This window comes from Alcanivorax sp. DG881, from assembly GCF_000155615.1.
In the GTDB taxonomy this organism is placed as follows: domain Bacteria; phylum Pseudomonadota; class Gammaproteobacteria; order Pseudomonadales; family Alcanivoracaceae; genus Alcanivorax.
Window position 1 is genome coordinate 1,720,735 of record NZ_DS989915.1, and the last position, 16,546, is coordinate 1,737,280.

The following is a 16,546-nucleotide window of genomic DNA, read 5'->3' on the forward strand; positions in this document are numbered from 1 at the left end:
TCCGACATCCAAAGCTAACTCAACCTACAAAGCCCACTAGAATCGATAGCCACTGTCCGGCGTGGAGATGGGCGCAGGCACAGGTAACGCTGGCGGCTCCTCACCCTCACCGGACGACTCGGGCACCTCTTCCGCTTTTGTCACTTCGGCAGCACAATCATTGTCCTGCATGAAATCCACCAAGCGCTGCTGAACCGCCGGATCCCGGGTACTTTCCGTGTGTCCGCCACGCAGTTTCTGGAAGGTTTTGGGTTGCGCCGCCGCGGCATACAGCCGCTCGCCGTGAGCGTAGGGAATCACCGGGTCATCTTCACTGTGCATCACCAGCAAGGGCGTCGGCGCGATGTCAGCCACTCGTTCCTCCGGGTCCAGCGCACGATCCGGCATGGTGGGCACCACCATCCAGCGCAGCGGCCACAGCAGCCAGCTACGCTTCATCACGTCGCTGGTGATATCCCGGTAGCTGGCAAACGCCGCTTCCAGAATCACGCAATCAGCCGCCCCGGCATTGCCCTCTTCGCCCAATACGCTGGCGGCCATGGAAGCCCCCAGGCTCTGCCCAAACACCACCAGCGGCGCACCGTCCGTGCGCTGGGCATGGCGTAGCCAGTCCAGCCCGAGTTGCACATCATCGAAAACGTCCGGCAGCTTCGGCTTGCCTTCCGACAAGCCGTAGCCTCGGTAATCCAGCAAGAAGACGTTATAGCCCCGCGCCGGCAGCCACTGCACATTCGCCAGATGGGTGCTGATATTCTGGGCATTGCCGTGCAGGAAATAGACCGTGCCACGGGCCGGCGCATCATCGGCCGCCGGTAGCCACCAACCATGGATACGCATGCCGCGCGGATGTATCAGTACAATATCTTCGTACTGCAGCCCCTGGTTTTCCGGGTTCTGCACCCACGGAGACATGGGGTAGAAAAACAGTTTGCTGCACCCTGCCAGCAGCAGGCTCAGCAGCAACGCTGCGCTTAATCGTAATACCATCGCCATTGGAGTTTGAACTCGTCATCGTAACCACCCCGCCGGTTCTCGCGCTCCAGCGAAGCGCGCAAGCCGTGCTGCCGGGTCATTGCCCACTGCACCGCAAACTGGGAGGAGGATCGATATTCATCGTTGGTGAAATAATGCCCCACACTGCCTAACTGCCACTGCCAGTCGCCACGGTGATACAGAATACCCGCGTCCAGACCGGCCCCCGGGGTCAGGAAGGTGCCGAACTCGCTATTATTCTCCATTCGCACGCTGGTTAACAGATACGGCTGCCAGTTCCCCCACAGCCAACTGCCGCCAGCACCGCCCTGTATGTAGCGCACCAGCCGGCGCCGACCCGCCCAGGCACGCTCCAGCCCGCCTTCCACATACCAACTCAGCGGCTTCATAAAGCGGTTTCGCGGTGCCAGCGAACGGATGCTCACCACATCCAGCTCTTCCAGCTTGACCTGCCCGGATTCGGTGCTGCGCAAGGTCAGGTCCAGCCCTTCAATCTGCGCCCCGCGCAGGAAACCGTACTGATTATCGAGCAAATCATGGTAGGTCAACCGGTAGGTCAACTCGCCGAAATCCTGCTCGCCTTCGCGCTGTCCGCCACTGACCCCCAACATCTGGGTGCCATGCCCTTTTTCCGGCGGTTCCGGGTTCCTGGTTTCCGGTACTGGTGCTGCGGGCAGGCTGTTCATCAGCGTCAGTAACGCAAAAGAGCGTTTTGCCACTTCCGGGGTTCGCTCTTCCTTGCGATGAGTCAGCCTGATGTAGCGATAAGCCACCGCCGCCATAATCGCCCGGGTTGCTTCCGGTTCAGCCTTAAAGGCAGGCGATTCAGCCAGGCCTGGATCCTCAGCCAGCGCCCTTGCCAGTTTTTGCTGGGCGCCATCCAGCTGTTTACGCAGATTATCCAGCTCCACGGATTTGGACGGCCGGTAATGGCGGCTGCTAATGATGTCGCGCTCATCCAGTGCCCGCACCGTATTTACCGGCACTTCGGCAAACCGCAATTCACTGAGCAATTCGGATCCCGGACGCGCCACTTCTACCAGCTCGAGCAGGCGAAACGAGCAGTTCTCATCAAAAAAGTAGTAATCAAAATTGATGTCTTTCAGTTCCCACAGATGATCAATCAGCCAATCCAGTTCCGATTGTTCCAGATCCAGGGTGTACTCCCACATGTCCCGGTTTTCCATGTGCGAATATTCCTGGATTTTCTGCACATAGGGCACAAGGGCAAAGCGACCCGGGTAGCCCCCCGCCAGACCGCGATACATATAGAAGAAAGAATTATCGGCTTCGGTTGAAACCGCGCCAAAGTTTACCGCCCACGACAACCAGACGGCGCTGTCTTCGCCCTGATCCAGCCTTAGCAAGGTATGTCCGAACATGGACGAAGGGCTGTTCAAATAGGCTGCGGGGAAAACCAGCACCGCGCGTTTGGCATGAATCGCGCCGCGCCATTCGTTGTAGTCATCGCAGTGTGAAAAGGGTGCCTCGTGCTGCCACCCCAGGTGCTCGGACAGAAAACGATAGCGCGCAGGAAAACGGCAACGCGCCGGCGAGTCCGCAGCACGAAGAGCCCGCTCGGTCGCCTCAAGCTCGGCTAACGGATCGGTCTTCCCGGAATCGGCGAGAAAAAAAGTGTCGTCATCCACATAACTCTGATGCTTGTCACGCAGGGTCGCACCGGGATTGATATGCAATAACGCCTGCCAGCGGGACGTTTCCGCCAGTTCGGACAGGGAAGGGGTTGCAGCAAACGCCGGCATAAACCAGCACAGCAGCACACAGAAAAGACCAGTGCGCATCCGGATTCATCCGTCTCAATTACAAGCCGACAAAAGTGTCAGAAAAGAGGGCCCCAAAAACAAAACCCCGCCAAAAGCGGGGCTCTGATGGATCTTTTGTGCTGATTAGGCCAGGTACTTGGACAGCGCCTGATCCTGTTTCATCACGTCAGTGATGCTCGCCATCACTTCAGCAGCAGTCACGTCCTGGTTCGGGAAAATCGCCGCGAAGTTTTCATGCATCAGCGCGTTGAAACGTGCGCGGTCTTCAGTCTGAATACCCATGGAAACAGACAGAGCAGTCAGGGCTTCACCGTCACCGGTAGCCATGTCCTGCGCCACTTCTTCCATTACGCCAGTCATACCCAGCAGGCTTTGCCCGCTGTAGGTCAAGGCGCCGCTGGTATCACAACCGTTGGTCCCTGTGGTCATGCCGAAGGTAGCGTTACCGGTAGTACCGTTAACCAACGTTGCCAGAAGGTGCATCGGCATGCCGGATTGACCTTCAAACAGCATGTTACCCCAACCACAGCCTGGACCACCTGGTGCCACAGCCATGGCAGATGTTGAAGCGCCCAACAGAGCGGCAGCGATAAGTGTCTTTTTCATCCTGAATTCCTCCAAGTTTTTATGAATCTTCCTTGGGGATGCAGCGATCATATTGATCGGCCACAACGACTGTCAGCAAATGCCGGCAATGCTCTCCCCGTCACCTTTTCAGGCAACTGAACTCATCATAAACAAGGAGAACGGCTTTGCAATAAGCTTATTCAGAATAAGTCACATCTCAAGCATAAAGGTAACCGGGCCATCATTGACCAAAGAAACACGCATATCAGCGGCAAAAATTCCGGTCGCGACGGGCACATCGTGGGTCCTCAGCTGCGTCACGCAGTACTCGTACAACCGCCGGCCCAGCACAGGATCAGCCGCATCACTAAAGCTCGGTCGGCGCCCCTTGCGGGTATCAGCAGCGAGCGTAAACTGGGAAATTGCTAACAGCTCTCCGCCCACGTCTCTCACATCCCGATTCATTTTCCCTTGCTCATCCGCAAAAACCCTATAGCCGACGATACGCTCCGCCATCCGCTCTACCAAGGCGTCGTCATCGTGCTTTTCTATGCCGATAAGCAATAACAAGCCACTGTTAATCTCCCCCACGGTTCTACCGCCCACATCAACACGGGCTTCGCCAACCCGCTGCATCAACACTTTCAACGCCTATCTCTCCCCTCAAGTCGAATCACCGCTTTAACCAGCGCCTCTGCAACCGCCGGATCCATGGAAGAATGACCGCCTTGCTCGACCCAGTTGAGCACACTGTTTGGCAACACCTGATGCAACGCCAGCGCCTGCTCCGGCGGGCAGACAAAATCCCGGCTGCCATGCACAATTTCCACCGGCACGACACTGCCGGCGCAAGCCTCCAGCAACGGTTGCGCCACAAAGCCATCAGCAAGGAAATAGTGGGTTTCCTGGCGAGCCATGCATAACTCGTCATCACTGCCCGGCCCCGGTGGCTGGGTCGGCATCAGTGCCAGGGTGGATTCCCAATTACACCAGGCCCGGGCATAACGGCGAGCGTGCTCGCCTTGCAACCCCAGATAGTAACGCTCCAGCAAGCTGCCGCTGCCCGGCGGCGCTTGCTGTTGCAAGGCTTGCCAGGCCTGCGGGAACATTCTGGCCGCTCCCGCTTCGGTATAAAGCCAGTCGCGATCCTGGCGACGACACAGAAAAATACCACGCAGCACCATGCCGATAATATGCTGTGGAAACGCCGCCAGATAAGCCAGCGCCAGAGTGGCGCCCCAGGAGCCGCCAAAGACCATCCAGCGTTCGACGTGTAACGCCTGTCGAATCTGCTCGAGATCTGCCAGCAAATGGCTCAAGGTATTATCATCAATGGACGCCAGCGGCCGGCTTTGACCGGCTCCACGCTGATCAAACAGAATAATCCGAAACCGTTGCGGGTCGAAAAAACGCCGCAATGCCGGAGAGCAACCGCCACCGGGGCCACCATGCAACACCACCACGGGAATGCCCTGCGGATTACCACTCTCTTCCACATATAACTGATGCCCCTGCCCAACCGGGAGGTAGCATTGCCGATACGGCTCGAGAAAAGGAAATAACGCCATGGGTCAGGTTCTGACAGGAAGAAGAATTTCAGCATACCTGTTGTTGATTATGCTGCAAGGGCTGCTGGCAGCTTGTGACAACACGCCCCCGGAGCAGGCCATCAAGGATGCTCTTGCTGAAATCGAAACTGCCATCGAAGACGGCGACACGGGCACAGTCATGGATAGGCTGAGCGATAATGTGGCCATTGAACGGCGCGGCAGAACCCTGCAACGCAAGGACATTCACCGCACCCTGGTGGGCATTTTCTTTCGCTACCCGAACCGCAACCTCACCTTTACACGCATCCAGATTGATCTGGACCCGGTGACACAAAAGCAGGCCCGGGTGCAATTTACCGCTCTGGCCTGGGGAGGGAAAAATGTGCTGCCGGATGATGCCGACAGCTACCAGGTGGACAGCCATTGGATCCAGGACGGCGGCTGGAAGATTGAGAGTCTGATTAATTAATAGCTACGCGTTTCTGGTTAGTCTTTTCAGAAAGCAAAGAGGCCGCGCCCAGCATTGGGCGCGGCCTCTTGCGTTTCAGATCGAAACAATGCGCTTTCGCGCAGTTATTAATTATTAATTACTTCCATCAGTCGTCATCACTTCCAAGCTGGCTTTCCATATCCAGTTCCTTGATCTTGCGTGTCAGGGTGTTGCGCCCCCAGCCCAGCAGCGCCGCTGCGTCACGCTTGCGTCCGCCGGTGTGCTGCAGAGCGACTTCAATCATGGTGCGCTCAAAGCCCGGCACCGCTTGTTCAAGGATACTGCGCTCGCCCTGAGACAGCGCCCGGTCAGCCCAGTTGCGCAGGGATTTGAGCCAGTCACCGCTGACATCCGTGCCTTTCGCGGCACCGGTTTCTTTCAGCTCCGGAGGCAGATCATCCACCAGCACTTCCCGGCCGGATGCCATCACGGTCAGCCAGCGACAGGTATTTTCCAACTGCCGTACATTGCCCGGCCAGGTTTGCGCAGACAGGTATTTCTCCGTGTCCTTGTGCAGGATTTTCGGCTCCACCCCCAGTTCACTGCCGGCACGCTGCAGAAAGTAATTGGCCAGGCGGGGAATATCTTCACGGCGCTCCGCCATGCGCGGAATATGGATACGAATAACGTTAAGGCGATGAAACAAATCCTCGCGAAAATCGCCTTCTTTCACCAGCTTTTCCAGATCCTGGTGAGTAGCGGCAATAATGCGCACGTCCACGTGAATCGGCGTGGTCCCGCCCACGCGATAGAATTCACTTTCCTGAAGCACCCGCAACAAACGGGTCTGGGCTTCCAGTGGCATGTCGCCGATTTCATCGAGAAACAAGGTGCCGCCATTGGCCTGCTCAAAGCGCCCCACACGCTGATTATTGGCGCCGGTGAAGGCCCCCTTTTCATGGCCGAACAGCTCTGATTCAATCAGGTCTTTGGGAATCGCCGCCATATTCAGGGCAACGAAGTTTTTCTCGCGCCGCATGGAATGGCGGTGCAAGGCGCGAGCCACCAGCTCCTTACCGGTACCGGACTGACCATTGATCAACACCGTCACATTGGAGTGACTCAACCGGCCAATGGCACGAAACACCTCCTGCATGGCCGGGGCTTCACCGATAATCTCGGTGGGCGCCTCTTCAACCGGTTCAGGAAAGTCGCCACGGGACTCTTCCCGATGCTTGATGGCCCGGCGCACCAGCGCCACCGCCTCATCCACATCAAACGGTTTGGGCAGGTATTCAAACGCGCCCCCCTGGTAGGAGGCCACGGCGGAATCCAGATCGGAATGCGCCGTCATGATGATCACCGGCAGATCCGGATTCTTGCGCTGCAAAATTTTCAGCATCCGCAGCCCATCCGTGCCGGGCATGCGCACGTCGCTGATCAGCACTTCCGGCTCCTGCCCGCCCTGCTCCAGGGTATTGAGCGCTTCATCCGCATCTTCAAAGCAGGTCACCGCGTAGCCTTCCTGGCCCAGCGCCTTTTCCAACACCCAGCGAATGGAGCGGTCATCATCCACAACCCAAATACTGACACTCATGACCTGCTACTCCTGTTGTTTCCATCGCCAGCGCAATCAGCGGCCGGCTTGTATGGCGTCGCTCTGTTCAAAGCAGCGCAATTAACGCTATGTCGGTTTCTCTGTTTCATCCAGCTGCTCCATGGGCAGCAGGATGCTAAACACGGTTTCGCCCGGCTGGCTCTCGCACTCAATCAACCCCTGATGCTGGCTGATGATGGACTGCGCAATGGAAAGCCCCAGCCCGGTGCCGCTGGCACGGCCACTGACCATGGGATAGAACAGGGTTTCCTGCACATCCTCGGCAATGCCCGGGCCGTTATCGATAATGTCCATGCGCAGCACCAAACGGTGACGCTGGGCGCCAATGGTGAACTGGCGCAACACCCGGGTACGCATGGTGATGCGCGGTGCCGGCGTCTTCGATTCCAGCAACGCCTGGGTGGCGTTGCGGATAAGGTTCAGTAATACCTGAATCAGCTGGTCCCGGTCGGCGATCACATCCGGCAAGCTGATGTCGTAATCGCGCCAGATCGCCACGCCTTTGGGGTATTCCGCCAGCAGCAACTGGCGCACATGCTCCAGGCACTCGTGCACATTCACGGCACGGAACTCGGGCGGCTTGCGCGGGCCGAGCATGCGGTCCGCCACCGACCGCAGCCGGTCGGCTTCATCGATAATGACCTTGGTGTACTCGGTCAGCTCCGGGTCAGGCAGCGCCCGCTCCAGCAACTGGGCCGCACCGCGGATGCCACCCAGCGGATTCTTGATTTCATGGGCCACACCTCGCACCAGTGCCCGGGTAGCCTGGTGCGCATGAATCAGCGCTTCTTCACGACTGATCCGCAGCAAGCGATCCAGCGACTGCATTTCCATCAGCAGACACAAAGGCTGACCCGGCTCGTTAATCGGGCTGACCGAATAATCCACCATGATTTCATGGCCCGGCGCCACCGACAGCCGCGCCTCACGCTGGGTGAAAGGGTGCTCATCATCAATGCACTGCTGAATGGCGAGGCGGGCTTCTTCATCATCGAAAAAGTAATCGGGCAGAGGCTGGCCGACGGCACGGCTGGTACTGGTCGCCAGCAACATTTCCGCCGCCGGGTTCAGGTAGCGCACGCACAAGGCATCGTCCAGCATGATCACTGCGGTACGCAGGTGATCCAGTAGTCGTTTGTGCAACGTAATGTCACCCATCAGAAATTGGCCCATAACAGGGCATAAGCAATTATCAGGCCACCTGTAGATCAGCCCGACAAAGCGGGTATCAGCGGCCTGCAGCACAGGCGTAAAAGCCTGCTATTGATGAGTTTAAAGGGAAGGAGGGGCGAAATGCACCATTAAGGTGCATTGTTAGTTGCTACGGATGCTCCGATTCGGTTTTGCCGGCTGGGCAGCGGTGCCCCGATCTGCACCACCACCTACGCTGGCAGCGCCCCCGGTTGAAGCACTGCCTCCCACATTGGCCGAACCGCCACGGTCCGCTGCACCACCGACTTGCGCAGCACCACCGTTACTCCCGCCACCGGGGAAATTGCGGAAATCACTGACCGTGCTGCGGTGAATGTACACTTCCACCGGCTCGGAGGTGATGCGGGTTTCGCCCTCCTCGCTCACCACTTTCACGATCAGGTTATGCACCCCGCGTTCCGGCGCATCCAGCTGCAGGGCGGGCTGCTCCGCGCCATTATCCAGCAACACCAGGCTATCGCCGGGCTGCAGCCCGGGCTGCAGATTCACGGATACATACACGGCATCGGTCGGGTTACGCAGCGTCGAGCCGCTTTCCGGGGACGTAATGGTCAGCGATGTATACTCCTCCACCGCGGGGTCCGCCGCCTCTTCCTCTGGCGCCGACACCGCCTCCGGCATTTCCACCTTCTTGATTGGCACTGTATTGGTGGTTTTCAGTTTCACTTCCTCGGAGCGGCTGTTCTCCCCGGGTTGATCCGTGAATACCACATTGCCCTTTTCATCGGTGGTCCGGTAAATCTTCGACGCCGGCGCATCAGCGGCGTCTACCCGGCTGGCGCCCTCTTCCTCTTCCGCTGTGGCCGCCAGGCTCAGTCCAGACACCAACCCCAGGGCAACAAACGCAATCAGCGACTTTTTCATTGTTATCTCCATATGACTGTCCTTGATTCTGGCCTGACTCGCCCCTTCAGAAAAGGGGTAAGTGCACAAAATGGCCGCCTTTTCACAGGCAAAAAAAAGCCCCCGACAAGCGGGGGCCCTTTTCTGCTAGGTGCCGAAAGGCATTAGCAAGAGTAGTACATGTCGAACTCAACCGGGTGCGGGGTCATGTTCAAACGCTCAACCTCGGCACGCTTGAGTGCGATGTAGCCATCCAGCATATCCTTGGTGAACACGTCGCCTTCGGTCAGGAAGTCCATGTCTTCTTCCAGACAATCCAGCGCCATGGTCAGGGTGTGAGCCACGGTGGGGATGTCTTTGGCTTCTTCAGCCGGCAGATCGTACAGATCCTTGTCCATGGCATCGCCAGGGTGCATCTTGTTCTTGATGCCGTCCAGACCAGCCATCAGCAGGGATGCGAAACACAGGTACGGGTTCGCAGACGGATCAGGGAAGCGCGCTTCCACACGACGGGCCTTGGCGCTGTTCACAAACGGAATGCGGATGGACGCAGAACGGTTGCGAGCAGAGTAAGCCAGCATTACCGGCGCTTCAAAACCGGGCACCAGACGCTTGTAAGCGTTGGTGGAAGCATTGGTGAATGCGTTCAGGGCGCGGGCGTGCTTGATGATACCGCCGATGAAATACAGCGCTTCGTCAGACAGGCCAGCATAGCCGTCACCGGCAAACAGGTTTTTGCCGTCTTTGCCCAGGGACACGTGCACGTGCATACCGGAGCCGTTATCACCGATCAGCGGCTTGGGCATGAAGGTAGCAGTTTTGCCATAGGCATGTGCCACGTTGTGTACGCAGTACTTGAGGATCTGTACTTCGTCCGCCTTGGCGGTCAGGGTGTTGGCGCCAACGCCGATTTCACACTGGCCCGCGGTGCCCACTTCGTGGTGATGCACTTCGATTTTCAGCCCCATGGACTCCATGGCAGAACACATGGCGCCACGCAGATCGTGCAGGCTGTCTACCGGCGGAACCGGGAAGTAACCACCTTTCACGCCCGGACGGTGACCGATGTTGCCGCCTTCGAAGTCTTCGTGGGACACCCACGCAGCTTCTTCAGAGTGGATGTTGTACATGGAACCCTGCATGTCGGATTTCCACTGCACGGAATCAAATACGAAAAACTCAGGCTCAGGACCGAACAGAGCGGTGTCTGCGATGCCGGTAGACTTCAGGTATTCCTCGGCACGACGGGCAACGGAACGCGGGTCGCGCTCGTAACCTTGCATGGTGGTCGGCTCAAGAATGTCGCAGCGCAGGTTCAGGGTAGCCACGTCGGTGAACGGGTCCATTACGGCGGACTCGTCATCCGGCATCATTACCATGTCGGATTCGTTGATGCCCTTCCAACCAGCGATGGAGGAGCCATCAAACATTTTGCCGTCCTGGAAGAAATCTTCATCGATTTCGCCAACCGGAAGGGTGACGTGCTGCTCCTTGCCAGAGCTATCGGTGAAGCGCAGGTCCACCCATTTCACATCGTTTTCTTTGATCAGTTTGAGGGTCTTAACAGACATTATCGTGCGTCCTCCTAAGGAACAGCGGGTTTGTCTCTGACTCGTCGTGCCACTCTGGGTAAGCGCAACACAAAGAGCCGGTATTCTCGGCCACTGGGCCAGCTTTGCCAATAGGGAGGCAAATACCGTGCCAGCCCTTTTTTAGCGCATTCCCCGCCTAAATCGCAAAAACCAGGGAAGATGATTCATTTTGGTGCACAGCAACGGTGCACTCAATAAGTGCAAAGCACTAAAACAGTGCACCGTTATCTTCGCCCACTCGCAGCACCACAAAAACCTCGTTGCCCTGCTCGCCCATTTCCAGCACCTCGTGGCCGTTAATCCGGCACCAGGCCGGGATATCGCTCAACGCGCCGGGGTCGGTGCAGACCACTTTCAGCGTGTCGCCGGTGGCCAGGGTTCTTACCTTGTTCTGGGTCTTGATCACCGGCATGGGGCACAGCAACCGACGCACATCCAGTTCGTGAAGGGGAGAGGTCATCGTCGAATCAACCCACATTCCAGCTGGGCAGCACGGCATCCGGCTGCGCCGGCGCCACGGTAATCTCCCGCGCGACCCCGTCAGGGCTGCGCACTTCCAGGGTCACAGCCTCTTCAACCCGGCCCTTGGAGTAACGGGCCACAATGGCGGCAGCCTGTTCCAGCTCCGCATCGCTGCCGAACTGGCCATCCACCAGTGCCAGCGGGCCAGGGCAGCTCACCGTGGTGATGCTGGTAAACTGGTAGCGATAGCCTTCCAGAAAGCGGTTCTCACCTTCCTCGCGGCTGATGATCAGCTTGTAATGGGGCTGCGGACGCAAGTGGCGGCCCACTTTCAACAGCATGATGTCGTCCAGCTCGTAGCGACGCTCGTTGCGGGCCTTCCACAGGTCGGCCAGCTTGTTGGAATAGGATTCATCAGTCAGGAAACAGCAACCGCCGGCGGGCTGGGCAAAGTCATCCAGCCCGAACTTGGCAGCCAGCGCCATCTGCGGCTTGCGATTGCGCCCAGAAAAATCGTGCAGCTCATCGCGATTCACCCAGCCTTCTCGCTCGGGCAGGGTAGGCGGCAGGTTCTGGGCACACAGGGGGCGCAGCAGGCGATCATCCGCACCGGACTCCTGGCTGATGATCGGCATGGTTTCCTTGCGCTGGCTCTTCGGGCGCTGGCCAATTACCTCACCGGTAACAATAAAATCGAAGCCCCGGTCACCCGCCAGCTCACGGGCCTTGTTAATCATCAGCGTGGCCTGGTTGACCATGAAGATCTTGCAGTCCAGGCAGGGATTCAGGTTGGCGCCGTAGCCATGCTTGGGGTTAAGCACCACATCCTTGTACTCCTCGGAGATATCAATGATGTGCATCTTGATACCCAGCTGCTCGGCGACCCACAAGGCGTTGTTGCGCTTTTCCTTGTCCTTGTCCTTTTTGCGGATGGCATGGGTATGCCCTTCCACGCAGAAGCCGGTGTAGAAGTTGACGCCTTCCACCTCGATGCCCTGCTCCTGCATGACTTTCACCGCCAGCATGGAGTCCAGTCCACCGGACACCAGAGCAATGGCGCGGCGCTTGATTGGTTGGCTTGCCTCTGTCATCGAAAAACCTGCGTTGCTGTGGGGACAGCTCAAAAATTGGGCGGCGCAGTATAGCAATCGCGGGCCAAGGGCGCATCCTCCCGATGGCCGCCGCACCCACCGGCTGTCACTTCACCGTCATGCCGGTCCGCCACACTCGGCACCCCATGTGATTGAAATTGCTTTGCTTTATGCGCTCAAGACTTCGCTGGCTGCTGATGGCGTCACTGTTTCCCCTGATCGCTGCCGCGCTGGGCTGGTGGTGGCATACGCCCCACGGCCCCTGGCTGGTTCATCAGGAGCCCCTGGCCGGGCAGCGAATCTGCGCGGTGGGCGATGGCGGCTGGGGCAATGCCCCGTCCATGGCCGTGGGTCAGGCGCTGGTGCACCTGGAATGTGACCAGGTGCGCTACCTGGGGGATCTTGTCTATCCGGACGGCATCACCAGTGCCGACGACCCCTTGCTGGAAAGCCGCTTTCTCACCCCCATGAAACCGGCCATGGACGCGGGCATTCCCTTCTATCTGGTGCTGGGCAATCATGACTGGAAAGGCAGCGGCGAGGCCTGGCTGGAGGTGGCGCGGCGCTACCCACAAGTCCACTTTCCCCACTTCTACTATTTTGAACAATGGCCGGACGCTTGCGCCTTCAGCCTGGAAACCACCTGGTTCGAAAAATGGTATTACTTCCGCCGCCAGGGCAGCTGGCTGGAACAGGCCAAGGAAACGGCCCGCCAGCATGGCTGCCGCTTCAGCCTGGGTTTTGCCCACCACCCCATGTTCAGCACCGGCTCCCACGGTGATGCCGGCGAGATGATCAACCTGTCACTCAAGCCAAAGCTGCTCGGCCACCTGGACCTGCTGGTGGGCGGCCATGACCACGTGCTGTCCGATGAGGGGGAATACCAGGGCACCCGTCAGCTGATTTCCGGGGCCGCCAGCATCAACAACGACCTGGGCCCTCCCAGTGAACAGCAACGCTTCACCCGCGCCACCCACGGCCTGGCCACCATTGATCTGCAGGATGATAACGGGACGATGCAAGCGGAGTACCGCTTTTACAGTGTGCTGGGGGATCCACAGGATCCATTGATCACACTACTCTGGCAGGGTACCCAACAGGGGAAAGGGATTCGCTGAAAGCGGCTGACGAAGGCAGCAAGCGACAGGCTTGCCGGCCTTTACTCTTCTTCCGCCGGCACCGGGCCGGCCACCGCAAATTGCTGTTTTGCGAAGGCCACGCGTTCGGCCACCGGACGGGTTTCGTCTTTCAGGGCCTCGAGCTGTTTCTCGATAATCTGACAACGGCGCAGCAAGCCGTCATCCATGGCGATCTGGATATTCAGGCCCGGACGGGCATTCAGCTCCAGCATCATCGGACCATGCTCGTGGTCCATCACCAGATCCACCCCCAGATAGCCCAACCCGGTCAGGTCGTAGCAACGGGCCGCCAGCTCCAGGCATTCCTGCCAGTCCGGCACGGTCAGCCCGGCCACCGGATTGGCGGTATCCGGGTGACGCTCGATTTTCAGGTTGTGCCAGGTGCCATCCAGAGTGACCCCGGACGCCAGATCCAGGCCCACACCGATGGCGCCCTGATGCAGGTTCGCCTTGCCCTGGGATTGCCGGGTGGGCAAGCGCAACATGGCCGCCACCGGGTAACCCTTGAGCACGATGATGCGGATATCCGGCACCCCTTCGAAGCTGATCCGGTTGAACAGTTCGGTGGAACGCACCCGGTATTCAATCAGTGCCTGGTCGCGATGACCGCCGAGGGAATAGATACCGGAAATGATCCCGGAGATATGGTGCTCCAGCTCTTCGGTGGTAATGATGCGCCCGGAAGCGGAGCGGAAATAATCCTCGAAGCGATCGGCAATCACCATGATGCCGTCGCCGCCGGCCCCTTGCGCGGGCTTGATCACGAAATCCCGGTGCTGCTCCACTACCCGGTGCAAGGTGCTGATGCCCTGCTCGGTGGCGATGGTGCCGTACATGTGCGGCACCCGAATTCCCGCATCCAGCGCCATTTGCTTGGTCTGAATCTTGTCGTCCACCAGCGGGTACAGGCTGCGCTTGTTATAACGCAGGATGTAATCGCCATTGCGCTGATTAATGCCCATGACGCCACGGGCGCGCAGGGCCTTGCGGGTTTTCGACCAGAACATCAGCGTTTATCCCCGTCCACCATGGCACGGAACCGCAACAGCTCGGTGAGGCGATAGCCCCGGTAGTGCCCCATCAGCACCATGATTGCGGCCAGGCACAGCAACACGCCCGGGAAGGTGAACACGAAATACACCAGCGGCTGCCACACCATCAGCAGGTGACAGAAGATGGCCGCCACCAGCGTGCCCAGCGCCACTTTCAGCGACTGGGTGCCGCCGCGCTCTTCCCAGACGATGGAGGTCCGCTCGATCACCATGGTCAGAATCACCATGGGGAACAGCGCCACCGACAGGCCCGAGCCCATGCCCAGCTTGTAGCCCAGCAGGCTGATCAAGGCCATGGCGATCACCACAAACGTCAACACCACGGAAAGCCGGGGCAATAACTGTAATTTCAGATGTTCTAGATAGGAGCGCACCGACAACCCGATGGCAGTGATGGAGGTAAACAGCAATACCCCCCAGACCACCTGCGTCTCACGGAATGCCAGGGCGATCAGCACCGGGGTAAAGGTCCCCAGGGTTTCCATGCCGATCAGCGAACGAATAAACAGCACCAACATGACGCCCACCGGGATCATCACCAGGATGCGGTACAGCTGCTGGGCAGGTAAGGGCAATTCGTAAAGGGAGAAATCGATAAAACTGCTTACGTCTTTCAAACGCAGGGACTGGGCCAGCTGCAACGCGCTCATTTCGTTCTCATGCACGCTGAAGCTCACGTCCGCAGACTTGCCGCCCTCGATATTCAGCAGCGGCCCGGGGCCGCTCCACCAGACCAGGCGATCCTCCGGCAGGCCCTGCTGGCCATTGAGCGGATTGAAGTACAGCCATTTTTTGCCGTTAAAGCTGCGCAGCCACAGCTCCGGCTGCTGCTCCTGGGTTTCCGCCAGGCGCAACGTATGCACTGGCTCGGCCGGGATATGCGCCACCGCCAGCAGCAAGTCGATCACGCTGGCCCGATTTTCCGGACTCACATCGCTGCCCAGCAGCAGCTGGACATTATCGTTTTCCAGCTCGTTGACCCGCTTGATGGTCTCGCTGATAAAGGTTTCCACATCCGCCGAGTGCTGGCGAATCGGCTCCAGCAGCGCGTCGGCTGCCAGCTTGTCCGGGCCATCCAGTGTCGGGGCCGGGCGGAATTGGGGACCGGGATCATTTTCCGGGGCATCCGCATAACGCGGCGTGAGCATGAGGCGGTAATAGAGGTACTGGTTGCCTTCGGCGCGACGGGACGACCAGGTCACCTGCCGGTTGCCTTTCTCCACATTCACGTTCACGCCGTAATTGTTGGAGATAAAACTTTCATTGAGGGTGGTATAGCCCACTCCCAGCGGCGGCACGAACATGCGCACCTTGACGGGCTTGTTGGCCTTGGCCGAAAAAGACACCTGGGCATCAACGACCCACACCGGGTCCTTCTCGTCCTGGCTGAGCGGCACATTTTGTACCAACAGCTGGTAAGCGATACTGCCGCCCCCCAACAAAAGCAGGAAAACGGCAAGCAGCCGCGCTTGCAACTTCACAGAACCCATTATAGCGCCTCGGCAGCCTCCATCGTCTCGTCGTCGCTCTCGACAACCTTGTCTTCACTATTGGCCTGACAACCGGGTTCGCCCACCGCCATCGATAGCGACGGATCCACCAATGCGCCCAGGCCTTGCAGCGCTTCGGAACCCATCAGCAACGGATAACGAAACTCGCTGCGGTCTGTCAGGTTAACTTCAATCTGCTCCTGGCGGTTGCCCATACAAACCGTCAGGGTTACCACCGGACGACGGCTGTAGTCCCGCTCACCCGGCGACACACTTTCTGCCCGTCGCTTGATGCGCACATGCCCTGACAGTGGCAGCTCCACATCATCCCATTGTTCCGCATTAATACCCCAATCTTCCCGGTCATCGCGGTCGATGGACAGGTCGAACTCGACCATTTCCACGCCATCCTGCTCAAAAGTACGGATGTAACGGGCGCTCAGGGAGGCAGAATCCGCCCCCGTATCCAGCTTGGCAGGTACCGTAATGCCCAACTCCTTGATGTGCACTTTCTCGTGCAAGCCATAAATCATCTTGCCGGATGAGTCGTCAGCCACCACCACCAAGGGCGCCAGCACCAACAGCAAAGCAAGGAATGTGCGCATTATAACAACCTGATTGTAAAAGCATTACAGCCTGATCTCGGGATTTCCGACCCAGCCTCTGACCGGTCCCCCGGAAAATGGTTGCGCCATTCTAGGCGATCATCGGGCCTCTCGCAGG

Annotated in this window: 16 protein-coding genes; 2 read left to right on the top strand and 14 right to left on the bottom strand. The window is 58.6% G+C overall.

Features of this window, described 5'->3' with window-relative positions; all coding sequences use genetic code 11:
* Positions 1 to 36: 36 nt before the first annotated feature.
* From ADG881_RS07630 to pip, 5 genes are all read right to left on the bottom strand, one after another.
* Positions 37 to 993, bottom strand: a complete 957-nt coding sequence (locus ADG881_RS07630) for an alpha/beta hydrolase (RefSeq protein WP_156790366.1) — start codon at positions 991 to 993, stop codon at positions 37 to 39.
* Entirely contained in the window at positions 972 to 2,795 is a 1,824-nt protein-coding gene (locus ADG881_RS07635; protein WP_007149114.1) for a DUF4105 domain-containing protein, read from the bottom strand. The genes ADG881_RS07630 and ADG881_RS07635 overlap by 22 nt, the downstream gene beginning before the upstream one ends.
* 105 nt (positions 2,796 to 2,900) lie before the next feature.
* The gene (locus ADG881_RS07640) at positions 2,901 to 3,383 is read right to left on the bottom strand and encodes a DUF3015 domain-containing protein (RefSeq protein WP_007149498.1); all 483 of its coding nucleotides are present in this window, start codon (positions 3,381 to 3,383) and stop codon (positions 2,901 to 2,903) included.
* Between the two features lie 171 nt (positions 3,384 to 3,554).
* A complete protein-coding gene (dtd, locus tag ADG881_RS07645; RefSeq protein WP_007149513.1) occupies positions 3,555 to 3,992 on the bottom strand; it encodes a D-aminoacyl-tRNA deacylase in 438 nt (145 codons plus the stop codon).
* Positions 3,989 to 4,912, bottom strand: a complete 924-nt coding sequence (gene pip, locus ADG881_RS07650; RefSeq protein WP_007148842.1) for a prolyl aminopeptidase — start codon at positions 4,910 to 4,912, stop codon at positions 3,989 to 3,991. The genes dtd and pip overlap by 4 nt, the downstream gene beginning before the upstream one ends.
* Between pip and ADG881_RS07655 the strand changes: the two genes are divergently transcribed.
* A complete protein-coding gene (locus ADG881_RS07655) occupies positions 4,911 to 5,363 on the top strand; it encodes a hypothetical protein (protein WP_007150618.1) in 453 nt (150 codons plus the stop codon). The genes pip and ADG881_RS07655 overlap by 2 nt on opposite strands.
* Positions 5,364 to 5,490: 127 nt before the next feature.
* On the opposite strand, the gene glnG is transcribed toward ADG881_RS07655, so the two are convergent.
* The 6 genes from glnG to ADG881_RS07685 form a co-directional block, all read right to left on the bottom strand.
* Positions 5,491 to 6,921: a nitrogen regulation protein NR(I) gene (glnG, locus tag ADG881_RS07660; protein ID WP_007150801.1), complete on the bottom strand. Its 1,431-nt coding sequence runs from the start codon at positions 6,919 to 6,921 to the stop codon at positions 5,491 to 5,493.
* 87 nt (positions 6,922 to 7,008) lie between these two features.
* Complete coding sequence (gene glnL / locus ADG881_RS07665) at positions 7,009 to 8,115, bottom strand: nitrogen regulation protein NR(II) (protein WP_007150164.1); 1,107 nt, start codon at positions 8,113 to 8,115, stop codon at positions 7,009 to 7,011.
* A 141-nt stretch (positions 8,116 to 8,256) separates the two neighbouring features.
* Positions 8,257 to 9,018 (bottom strand): DUF4124 domain-containing protein, encoded by a 762-nt coding sequence (locus ADG881_RS07670; protein WP_232211704.1) that lies wholly within the window; start codon positions 9,016 to 9,018, stop codon positions 8,257 to 8,259.
* A 143-nt stretch (positions 9,019 to 9,161) separates the two neighbouring features.
* Positions 9,162 to 10,568 (bottom strand): glutamate--ammonia ligase, encoded by a 1,407-nt coding sequence (gene glnA, locus ADG881_RS07675; protein WP_007148645.1) that lies wholly within the window; start codon positions 10,566 to 10,568, stop codon positions 9,162 to 9,164.
* A gap of 229 nt (positions 10,569 to 10,797) precedes the next feature.
* Positions 10,798 to 11,049, bottom strand: coding sequence for a sulfurtransferase TusA family protein (locus tag ADG881_RS07680; protein WP_007150166.1), 252 nt, complete (start codon positions 11,047 to 11,049; stop codon positions 10,798 to 10,800).
* A 7-nt stretch (positions 11,050 to 11,056) separates the two neighbouring features.
* On the bottom strand, positions 11,057 to 12,142 hold the full coding sequence (locus tag ADG881_RS07685) for a tRNA (5-methylaminomethyl-2-thiouridylate)-methyltransferase (RefSeq protein ID WP_007149945.1): 1,086 nt from the start codon (positions 12,140 to 12,142) through the stop codon (positions 11,057 to 11,059).
* A gap of 170 nt (positions 12,143 to 12,312) precedes the next feature.
* Here ADG881_RS07685 and ADG881_RS07690 point away from each other — a divergent pair, with 170 nt between their 5' ends.
* Positions 12,313 to 13,260 (top strand): metallophosphoesterase, encoded by a 948-nt coding sequence (locus ADG881_RS07690; RefSeq protein WP_007149613.1) that lies wholly within the window; start codon positions 12,313 to 12,315, stop codon positions 13,258 to 13,260.
* Positions 13,261 to 13,301: 41 nt separating this feature from the next.
* Here the strand turns inward: ADG881_RS07690 and ADG881_RS07695 are convergent, their stop codons facing one another.
* From ADG881_RS07695 to ADG881_RS07705, 3 genes are read right to left on the bottom strand one after another with little or no spacing between them, the layout of a single operon-like run.
* Positions 13,302 to 14,288 (bottom strand): alpha-L-glutamate ligase-like protein, encoded by a 987-nt coding sequence (locus tag ADG881_RS07695; protein ID WP_007148605.1) that lies wholly within the window; start codon positions 14,286 to 14,288, stop codon positions 13,302 to 13,304.
* Entirely contained in the window at positions 14,288 to 15,823 is a 1,536-nt protein-coding gene (locus ADG881_RS07700) for an inactive transglutaminase family protein (RefSeq protein WP_007149821.1), read from the bottom strand. The genes ADG881_RS07695 and ADG881_RS07700 overlap by 1 nt, the downstream gene beginning before the upstream one ends.
* Positions 15,823 to 16,428, bottom strand: a complete 606-nt coding sequence (locus tag ADG881_RS07705) for a RimK/LysX family protein (RefSeq protein WP_039926424.1) — start codon at positions 16,426 to 16,428, stop codon at positions 15,823 to 15,825. Before ADG881_RS07705 ends, ADG881_RS07700 begins: the two co-directional genes overlap by 1 nt.
* Between the last annotated feature and the right edge of the window lie 118 nt (positions 16,429 to 16,546).

Excerpts from the sequence above, each read along its gene's own strand:
- ADG881_RS07630 (WP_156790366.1), bottom strand. The coding sequence starts at position 993 with ATGGCGATGGTATTACGATTAAGCGCAGCGTTGCTGCTGAGCCTGCTG.
- ADG881_RS07635 (WP_007149114.1), bottom strand. The coding sequence starts at position 2,795 with ATGCGCACTGGTCTTTTCTGTGTGCTGCTGTGCTGGTTTATGCCGGCG.
- ADG881_RS07640 (WP_007149498.1), bottom strand. The coding sequence starts at position 3,383 with ATGAAAAAGACACTTATCGCTGCCGCTCTGTTGGGCGCTTCAACATCT.
- ADG881_RS07655 (WP_007150618.1), top strand. The coding sequence starts at position 4,911 with ATGGGTCAGGTTCTGACAGGAAGAAGAATTTCAGCATACCTGTTGTTG.
- pip (WP_007148842.1), bottom strand. The coding sequence starts at position 4,912 with ATGGCGTTATTTCCTTTTCTCGAGCCGTATCGGCAATGCTACCTCCCG.
- glnG (WP_007150801.1), bottom strand. The coding sequence starts at position 6,921 with ATGAGTGTCAGTATTTGGGTTGTGGATGATGACCGCTCCATTCGCTGG.
- glnL (WP_007150164.1), bottom strand. The coding sequence starts at position 8,115 with ATGGGCCAATTTCTGATGGGTGACATTACGTTGCACAAACGACTACTG.
- ADG881_RS07670 (WP_232211704.1), bottom strand. The coding sequence starts at position 9,018 with ATGAAAAAGTCGCTGATTGCGTTTGTTGCCCTGGGGTTGGTGTCTGGA.
- glnA (WP_007148645.1), bottom strand. The coding sequence starts at position 10,568 with ATGTCTGTTAAGACCCTCAAACTGATCAAAGAAAACGATGTGAAATGG.
- ADG881_RS07680 (WP_007150166.1), bottom strand. The coding sequence starts at position 11,049 with ATGACCTCTCCCCTTCACGAACTGGATGTGCGTCGGTTGCTGTGCCCC.
- ADG881_RS07685 (WP_007149945.1), bottom strand. The coding sequence starts at position 12,142 with ATGACAGAGGCAAGCCAACCAATCAAGCGCCGCGCCATTGCTCTGGTG.
- ADG881_RS07690 (WP_007149613.1), top strand. The coding sequence starts at position 12,313 with ATGCGCTCAAGACTTCGCTGGCTGCTGATGGCGTCACTGTTTCCCCTG.
- ADG881_RS07695 (WP_007148605.1), bottom strand. The coding sequence starts at position 14,288 with ATGTTCTGGTCGAAAACCCGCAAGGCCCTGCGCGCCCGTGGCGTCATG.
- ADG881_RS07700 (WP_007149821.1), bottom strand. The coding sequence starts at position 15,823 with ATGGGTTCTGTGAAGTTGCAAGCGCGGCTGCTTGCCGTTTTCCTGCTT.
- ADG881_RS07705 (WP_039926424.1), bottom strand. The coding sequence starts at position 16,428 with ATGCGCACATTCCTTGCTTTGCTGTTGGTGCTGGCGCCCTTGGTGGTG.